Here is a 637-nt window from a genome sequence, read left to right on the forward strand (position 1 = left end):
GAGGACTGTCCCGGCTTTGAAACGTTCGGAGCGGATGTCAAGGCAGCTCGAAAGGCAAAACAACTTTCCCGCAGTGCGCTGGCTGACATGATACATTGTGACAGCCGGTATCTTGCGAACATCGAAAACGAAGGCACGCTGCCCAGCCTGCCGGTGGTGATTCAGCTGATAAAAATATGTGGTCTGCCCGTGGAGCGGTACTTCAACCCGGAACTCATGCGGGAAGAAAGTGCGGAACGTCAGCGGGTCAGCCACAAGCTGCAGCTTTGCCCGGAAGAATACTTACCCATCGTAGAAGGTGCCATTGACGGTGCCCTGCGAATCCATGAACAGGAAAAAGAGCCCGCGTGTGTCTGATTGCCACGCATGGTCATTGAGAGGATGCAAAAAGCGTCCTCTTATTTTTTTGTATTTTGCGGGCAAAACGGGGATGTTGTGGTGTCATAGTAGTGGGGAGAGGTAACGTAGCAAGCATAGGGAGTGTAGCCACTCCCGGCAGAAATGCTTGCTGGGGAGTACCCCAGACCCCCAAGAAACGAGGTGAAACTATGACGAACCGAACCCGAAAAATTGTTCTGCGTGTTCCCGTGACGCCGGAGGAACGGGAACTTATCCGGCAGAAGATGGCTCTGCTGCA

1 protein-coding gene and 1 pseudogene are annotated in these 637 nt (G+C 53.5%); both read left to right on the forward strand.

Annotation, left to right across the window (positions count from 1 at the left end; genetic code table 11):
• Positions 1 to 357, forward strand: a 357-nt coding sequence (locus DWV57_RS14270) for a helix-turn-helix transcriptional regulator (protein ID WP_133303661.1), incomplete at its 5' end; no start/stop codon positions are given.
• A 191-nt stretch (positions 358 to 548) separates the two neighbouring features.
• Positions 549 to 637 (forward strand): annotated as a pseudogene (locus DWV57_RS14275) (plasmid mobilization relaxosome protein MobC); the annotation flags it as partial.

It is taken from the genome of Faecalibacterium sp. AF10-46 (assembly GCF_003604105.1).
GTDB classification, from domain to species: Bacteria; Bacillota; Clostridia; order Oscillospirales; family Ruminococcaceae; genus Faecalibacterium; species Faecalibacterium taiwanense.